Here is a 7,108-nt window from a genome sequence, read left to right on the forward strand (position 1 = left end):
TTTAACTGAGATCTTGCACCATTCTCAATAAGAGGCAGAGCCTCCGGTTTATTGCCATTGGTGCAAGATCTCAGTTTTAACGGACTTAAGCTATTAGACAGAGAATAAATTCTCTGTCGGTTGTTGTTATTACAGGAGAGATTACAGGAGTCAAAATCTTACCCAAATCCTGCAAAGAATCCAGATAATAGAGAAACAGGGTTTCTTGGAGAAACAGGGTTTCTTGGAGAAACAGGGTTTCTGGATGTCAGGTTTATTTGCTGATGACAAATAGATTCACCGACAAATTCTAACCCACATCATCATGAGCAAAACGATGATAGAGGAAGTCTAAAGCATGATTCCGCAATTTGTAATATTCCGGATCTTCCATAATCTGAACGCGATCCCGGGGACGAGGGAAGGGAATTTCCATTACTTCACCAATTTTAGCAGCAGGACCATTAGTCATCATTACTAATTTATCTGATAAGAACAAAGCCTCATCAATATCGTGAGTAATCATTAGCACGGTGCAGCGATTATCACTCCATATTTTGAGCAATTCTTCCTGCAATTCTTCTTTGGTAATTGCATCTAATGCACCAAAAGGTTCATCTAAAATTAAAACTTTTGGACGTATTGATAATGCGCGAGCAATGGAAACTCGTTGTCTCATCCCACCAGACATTTGTGGTGGTTTTTTATCAGCGGCTTCTGATAAGCCTACCATGGCGATACTATCACGGACTATCGCTCGTTTTTCTGCTTGGGACTTATTAGGATGAACTGCGTGAACAGCTAGATAGATATTTTCAAAAGCAGTCCGCCAAGGTAGTAGGGCGTAATTTTGAAATACTACCATGCGATCTGGTCCGGGTTTGGTAATTGGTTTTCCTTCTAATTTCACTTCTCCGTGAGTAGGAAATGCAAAACCTGACACCATATTGAGGAGGGTTGATTTACCACAGCCAGAGTGCCCAATTACGCAGATAAATTCACCTTCATCTACGGTTAGATTTACGCCCTCAAGTACTGTGAAAGGACCTTTTCTGGTTGGGTATATTTTACTAACATTTTCAATCGATAGGAACGGTTCAATCCGCTGGGCAGTATTCATCCGTTGCTGTTGTCGGTTGGTTTCGGTATAGGTTAAGGTACGGTTGCTCATTGGTTGTTAGTTGTTAGTTGTTGGTTGTTGGTTGTTTGTTGTTAGTTGTTGGTTGTTGGTTGTTTGTTGTTGGTTGTTTGTTATTAGTCATTCCCCACTCCCTACTCCCCACTCCCCAATGGTTGTTAGTTGTTAGGTGTTGGTTATTAATAATGGTTACAGGCCAGATACGCTTCCTAAAACTAATAACAAATAACCAATAACTAACAACAAATAACCAATAACCAATAACAAATTAAGCTGCTGCTTTCCGTGGTGCATCGATGACAACTTCAGCGATACTGAAATCCCGTTTAATCCGCAAACGATTCAGATAACCAAGGGGATCTTCAGCATTAAATGGAATTCCATCGAATAATTCAATGGCACCTTTGGTGTAGCTAATATCTACCAAACCTAATTCTCTGGCAGCAGTACTAAATACCCGAACTCGACATACCCTTTCCAAAATTTCCACCCAGTTTCTGGGGAAAGGTGTATGATCCCAACGGGCAAGTTGAGTCATGTGCCACAATTGTTCGGTACGACTGGGACGATTCACGCCATCGCCAAAGAATAAGTGATGGGCATATTCCCGCATCGGTTTTTCTAAGCTACAGGTTGAAGCATTGGGATCTCCTAAATGAATGTAAGAGATATTAGTTCCTACATATTCTCGCCGTGACAAAATTTGGCGAATTTCTTGTTCGTTAGCTGTATCTGCACAATAGCGACAAGCTTCTAACATTGCTTTGACTAGGGCAATATGAGTATTGGGATAAGCTTCTGCCCAATCTTCCCTGACACCGAGAACTTTACCAGGATGTCCCGGCCAAAGTTCTAAATCTGTGGCAATAGTAAATCCAACATCTTCCATTGCCGCACGAATATTCCAGGGTTCGCCGACACAGAAACCATCGATTGTTTTTGCTTGTAAATCTACCACCATTTGGGCAGGTGGAATAGTTTTTAGTTGGATATCTTTATCCGGATCAATTCCACCCGACGCTAACCAATATCGCAGGAGTAAGTTGTGCATAGAGGAAGGATGAACCATCCCCATTCTGTGCTGTTCATCGGGAAATTCTAGCAGCAGTCTTCGGAAATCTGCTAACGTATGTACTCCTTGATCGTAGAAGCGCTTGCATAAGGTAATTCCATTACCATTACGAGTCATAGTTAGGGCAGTAACTACAGGTAATGGTCGATTTTCATGACCTCCTAAAGTTAACCATAAGGGCATTCCGGATGGCATTTGTGCTGCATCTACATAGCCGCCAGCCATGCCATCGACAATCCCGCGCCAACTGGTTTCTCGCACCAAACTTACTTCATCTAAACCATGTTTGGTAAAGAAGCCTTTTTCTTTGGCAATGGCGATGGGGGCGCAAGCGGTAAGGGGAACAAAACCAATTTCTAGGTTAACTTTTTCTAACCCGTGACGAGGTACCGTTGTGACTTTTCTCGCCCGCATCTTTTTGATGCGTTTCTGTTGATTGAGGAAGTAAATCATCTCACTACGCAAGACGTAGTAACTAGGATGTTCTACTACTTCCATCCGCTTGCGAGGACGGGGAATATCCACATCTAAAATCTGACCAATTTTGGAACCGGGACCATTAGTTAGCATCACAATTCGGTCAGATAATAGCACCGCTTCATCGACATCGTGAGTTACCATCACGCCCGTGACTTCATTTTCCTCACAAATTTTCATTAATTGCTCTTGAAGATTCCCTCTGGTTAGAGCATCTAATGCACCGAATGGTTCGTCTAATAGTAACACTTTCGGACGTAAAGCTAAAGCCCGTGCGATCGCAACTCGTTGTTTTTGTCCACCTGATAACATCCCAGGGGCTTTATCTGCATGAGGGCGCAACCCTACCATATCAATATGTTGTTCTATGATAGTTTTCCGTTCAGCATCAGGCAAACCTTTCATTACAGAATTAACGGCGAGGGCGATATTTTCTCTCACGGTGCGCCAAGGTAGGAGGGAGTAATTCTGGAATACCACCATCCTTTCTGGTCCAGGTTCGTTAATCTTTTGCCCTTCTAATGTTACCACTCCATCGGTTGGCAAATCCAAACCCGCAATCATATTTAATAAGGTGGATTTGCCACAACCTGAGTGGCCAATTAAGGAGATAAATTCGCCTTTCTTAATCTGAAGGTCAATTCCTTTGAGGGCGATATATTCGCCACCTCCTGAGAGGGGGAAAACTTTTTCTAGTTGATCTACTGCTACGAATACGCTCATTTTTTTGTTTTTTGTTTTTTGTTTGGTAATTGACTCTCGATCGAATTGTTTTAGATCTGGCTTCTATACTGTCACGACTGTCATTTATTTAACCAATAACCAACAACCAATAACTAATAACCAACAACCAATAACCAATAACCAAATTATTTCGGATCTTCGGGAACAATTTGAGTTTGTAACCAAGCAATGCCTTTATCTAACAGCAAGCCAACTGAACCAATATAAAGTAAGGCGAGGATGATTTCACTCACGTAGTTATTTTGATAAGCATCCCAGATGAAGAAGCCAATTCCGACAATCCCTGACATCACGATTTCTGCGGCGATAATCGCTAACCAAGCTAAACCAATAGCAATTCTCAGTCCAGTAAAAATGTAGGGAAGAGCAGATGGAATCAGAATATTGAAGAAGTATTCTTGCTTGGAAAGTTGTAAAACTTTGGCGACGTTATTGTAATCTTGGGGAATTTGCTTTACGCCGACAGCAGTATTAATTAAAATCGGCCAAACTGAGGTAACAAAAATCACAAAAAGAGCAGCAGGTTCGTTCTTTTGTAAGGCGGCGAGGGCAATGGGAACCCAGGCTAAAGGTGCAACCATCCGTAAGAATTGAAAGATGGGATCTAATGCCTTGTCCATCAGGGGATTTGTACCTACTAAAATGCCCATCCCAATCCCGACAGCAGCAGCAGCAGTATAACCAATCGCAACTCGTTGTAGGCTAGCTAATGTTTGCCAAAACAAACCTTTATCTAAACCGCCGCGATCGAAAAAGGGATAAAATAGTAATTCCCTGGTTCGTGGTACTGTGAAAATACTCAATGGTCCAGGTAACTTAGTGATTCCTGTCATCGATAGTAGTTGCCACAAAGTTAGGAGAATTGCGAGGGCGACTAGTGGCGCGATGAGGTTGGATAGTTGTTTTTGCAGGTTAGCAATTAAGGGATTCTGGGAGCCATTGTTTAAGCGTCTCTGTGCTACAGTCATTTGTTTTAATTCCTTGGGGCTAATTTGAAAGTAAGTCCAGTTTTTGTCTGAGGATAAATTATTGACTATCAACAGAAAAACTATTTCATAGTGGCAAGTTTTATTACTAGTAAAAATATTAAATTTTTACTTTCTTGATTTTGAGGCTTTTTAGATATTCTTCTGGTTTTTCCGGATCGAACTTAATACCATCAAAGAACTCTTCAACACCACGGGAAGTACTGGCAGGAATATCAGCCGCCGGAATTCCAGCTTCTTTCGCGGCTTCTCGCCAAATGTCTTCCCGATTTACTTCATCGATCATTTCTTTCGCCTTACTTAAGGTATCTGGCGGCAAGAAACCCCAACGAACGCTTTCAGTTAAGAACCATAAATCGTGACTCTTGTAGGGATAGGAAACGCTACCTTTTTCATCTTTCCAGTAATATGCCGCCATTTTTCGATCGTCAATTTTGCGTTCCCCTAAGTCATATTTGCCCATGAACGGATTTAAAAGGATAGCAGGATCTGCTAGATTGAAGTAGTTCCGTCCTGCTAGAATTTCGGCTAACGCTGGTCGATTATCAAAATTATCACACCATTGTTGGGCTTCCATCAGTCCTTTTAATATTGCTTTGGTGGCTTTGGGATTTTTTTCAACCCAGTCGCCTCTCATGGCAAAGTATTCTTCAGGATGCCCTTTCCACATTTCTGCGGTTAATGCTGCCATGAAGCCAATCTTATCGTTAATAATTCGATAAGGCCAAGGATCTCCGGTACTGAAAGCATCCATCGTACCTGTCTTCATATTAGCAACAGTTTGGGCGGCGGGAACTGTGAGCAATTCCATTTCTAAATCTGGATCAATTCCGCTAGCTGCTGCCCAATAACGGATCCAAAATTCTTGGTTAGCTTTGGGAAAAGTATAGGCTGCTTTAAACTTTTTGCCATTTGATTTTAGCCCTTCAAAGAAAGACTTTTTGCCATCTAGTTTTAAACCCAAACCTTTGCCTCTATGGATATTCGCGATCGCAATCCCATTCCCATGGGTATTCAACTGTGCTAGGATGTACATGGGAATTTTCACATTCCCTTTGGTAATCAAGCCTTGACTGATTTGATAGGGCATGGGCATTTGCCATTGTCCGCCATCAACACCTCCGCCAGCAGAGCCAATTTCTACGTTATCTCTAGCTGAACCCCAGTTAGCTTGCTTGGCGATATTAACATCGGTCATGCCATACTTAGCAAAGAATCCCAGGTGTTTCGCAATAATTAAGGGTGCTGCTTCGACAATGGCGATATATCCTAAATTGGCTTTAGTTGTTTCCGGTTGTTCTTCTGGACTAAGATTAAGAGGTTTAGCTTGTGCCGATTGCGTTCCCGCATTGATGGCTGAGGGTGGGTTGCCCAAGCAGCTATTGAGCAATATTGAACCAGCCGCTGATGCCCCAGCCGTTAATAAAAATCTCCGTCGCGAAAAATTGTTCATAAAATCTCCTTCATCCTTACTATATTTTCTCTATTTATTATTGAATTTTCAGGTAATCGAACTTTTAACGAAACCTCTTAATTCTGGCAGCTAAAAGTAAACTATACTTCTTTTCAGAAGACATGCCAGATGACAAGTTCGTCAAAAGTCAGTTGTGTTAAATCAGGAATAAACTTGATTTATTAGGCAACAGAGACTAACGCTCAAGTATATTACCACTTAGAGCCTAGCGCTCGGTGCAGTATTCAATTGTTGTGCCAGAAAATCTCTGGCAGCAATTTCAACTTGATCTAAGCTTACCATCCCGAAAAAGGAAATGATCGCCTTGGCAAGGGAAATGTTAAAAAAATTTTAAATGGAATAGATAAGTAAATCCGCTGATCTTTGATTGTAAAGGTAACTGAGTCCTATATTATTGGTGTTTATTTATATATATAATTGGTTTATCTCTATATCATAGAGATAAGCATATAGTTACTATTGTTCCAGTCTATGATTAAGGGTAAGAGATTAGGGGTTATTGCTATCTTCTGCCTTTGGCAAGGGGGAAGCGCCCGCCTCAAGCCGTTTGATATGTTCCATCATTCTGCGGTAGTTATCCATATTCCCTTGCTGTCGCCACAATTCTGCTCCTGTCTGAAAATCCGCGATCGCACCTTCTCTATCTCCCAAGTTATAGTTAAGAAGACCGCGAGTTTGATAACCTAAAGCTAAGTTGGGTGCTAAATTAATGGCGCGATCGCAATCTGCTATAGCATTTTGATAGTCTTTTAGCTGAATGCGAATGGAACACCGATTATTATATCCAAGAGGCTTATCGGGTTTGAGACGAATCAATTCGTTATAATCTGCTAGCGCTCCTTGCTTATCACCTACCTGACTGCGAGCATAACCTCGGTAAAAATAGGCATCAGCAAAGTTACCATCTAAATGAATCGCTTCATTAAACTCTTCTATCGCTCCTTGATAATCTCCTGCGCCAGCTTTTTCTAATCCCTCTTCTTGGAATGATTTAGCAATAGCATGATTATTGCAAGCTTGTGTTAGTATCGCAGTAAGCAATGGAATTAGAATAATCTTTATCTTATGGTTAATATAGGATAAAAAAATAGGCGACGAGTCCATGGTTGTTGGTTTATTGGGAGCATTCCACTTTGGCAAAGACACTCATTTTTTGCCCCCCTTTTCACCCCCCCAGCCCCCATTGTCAAAGGGGGGAGAAAGAATACAACCTGCATTTCTTCCAAATCGGGATGCTC

General features: G+C 41.5%; 5 protein-coding genes. All 5 read right to left on the minus strand.

Annotated elements, in window-relative coordinates; genetic code table 11:
* Positions 1–289: 289 nt before the first annotated feature.
* The 5 genes from NJ959_RS23295 to NJ959_RS23320 all read right to left on the minus strand — a co-directional run bounded on the left by NJ959_RS23295 (position 290) and on the right by NJ959_RS23320 (position 7,016).
* On the minus strand, positions 290–1,150 hold the full coding sequence (locus NJ959_RS23295) for a nitrate ABC transporter ATP-binding protein (RefSeq protein WP_373693702.1): 861 nt from the start codon (positions 1,148–1,150) through the stop codon (positions 290–292).
* Positions 1,151–1,385: 235 nt separating this feature from the next.
* Positions 1,386–3,389 carry an ABC transporter ATP-binding/substrate-binding protein gene (locus tag NJ959_RS23305; RefSeq protein WP_254014136.1) on the minus strand — a complete coding sequence of 668 codons (2,004 nt, stop codon included), beginning with the start codon at positions 3,387–3,389 and terminating at the stop codon, positions 1,386–1,388.
* A 146-nt stretch (positions 3,390–3,535) separates the two neighbouring features.
* Positions 3,536–4,378 carry a nitrate ABC transporter permease gene (gene ntrB / locus NJ959_RS23310; protein ID WP_254014137.1) on the minus strand — a complete coding sequence of 281 codons (843 nt, stop codon included), beginning with the start codon at positions 4,376–4,378 and terminating at the stop codon, positions 3,536–3,538.
* Positions 4,379–4,496: 118 nt separating this feature from the next.
* The gene (locus NJ959_RS23315; protein ID WP_254014138.1) at positions 4,497–5,849 is read right to left on the minus strand and encodes a CmpA/NrtA family ABC transporter substrate-binding protein; all 1,353 of its coding nucleotides are present in this window, start codon (positions 5,847–5,849) and stop codon (positions 4,497–4,499) included.
* A gap of 510 nt (positions 5,850–6,359) precedes the next feature.
* Complete coding sequence (locus NJ959_RS23320) at positions 6,360–7,016, minus strand: tetratricopeptide repeat protein (RefSeq protein WP_254014139.1); 657 nt, start codon at positions 7,014–7,016, stop codon at positions 6,360–6,362.
* Positions 7,017–7,108 lie beyond the last annotated feature (92 nt).

Origin of the sequence: Limnofasciculus baicalensis BBK-W-15 (genome assembly GCF_024178385.1) — a bacterium.
Taxonomy (GTDB): domain Bacteria; phylum Cyanobacteriota; class Cyanobacteriia; order Cyanobacteriales; family Coleofasciculaceae; genus Limnofasciculus; species Limnofasciculus baicalensis.

What these genes read in the sequence shown, in the direction of transcription:
- NJ959_RS23295 (WP_373693702.1), bottom strand. Translation starts at nt 1,150, where the DNA reads ATGAGCAACCGTACCTTAACCTATACCGAAACCAACCGACAACAGCAA.
- NJ959_RS23305 (WP_254014136.1), bottom strand. Translation starts at nt 3,389, where the DNA reads ATGAGCGTATTCGTAGCAGTAGATCAACTAGAAAAAGTTTTCCCCCTC.
- ntrB (WP_254014137.1), bottom strand. Translation starts at nt 4,378, where the DNA reads ATGACTGTAGCACAGAGACGCTTAAACAATGGCTCCCAGAATCCCTTA.
- NJ959_RS23315 (WP_254014138.1), bottom strand. Translation starts at nt 5,849, where the DNA reads ATGAACAATTTTTCGCGACGGAGATTTTTATTAACGGCTGGGGCATCA.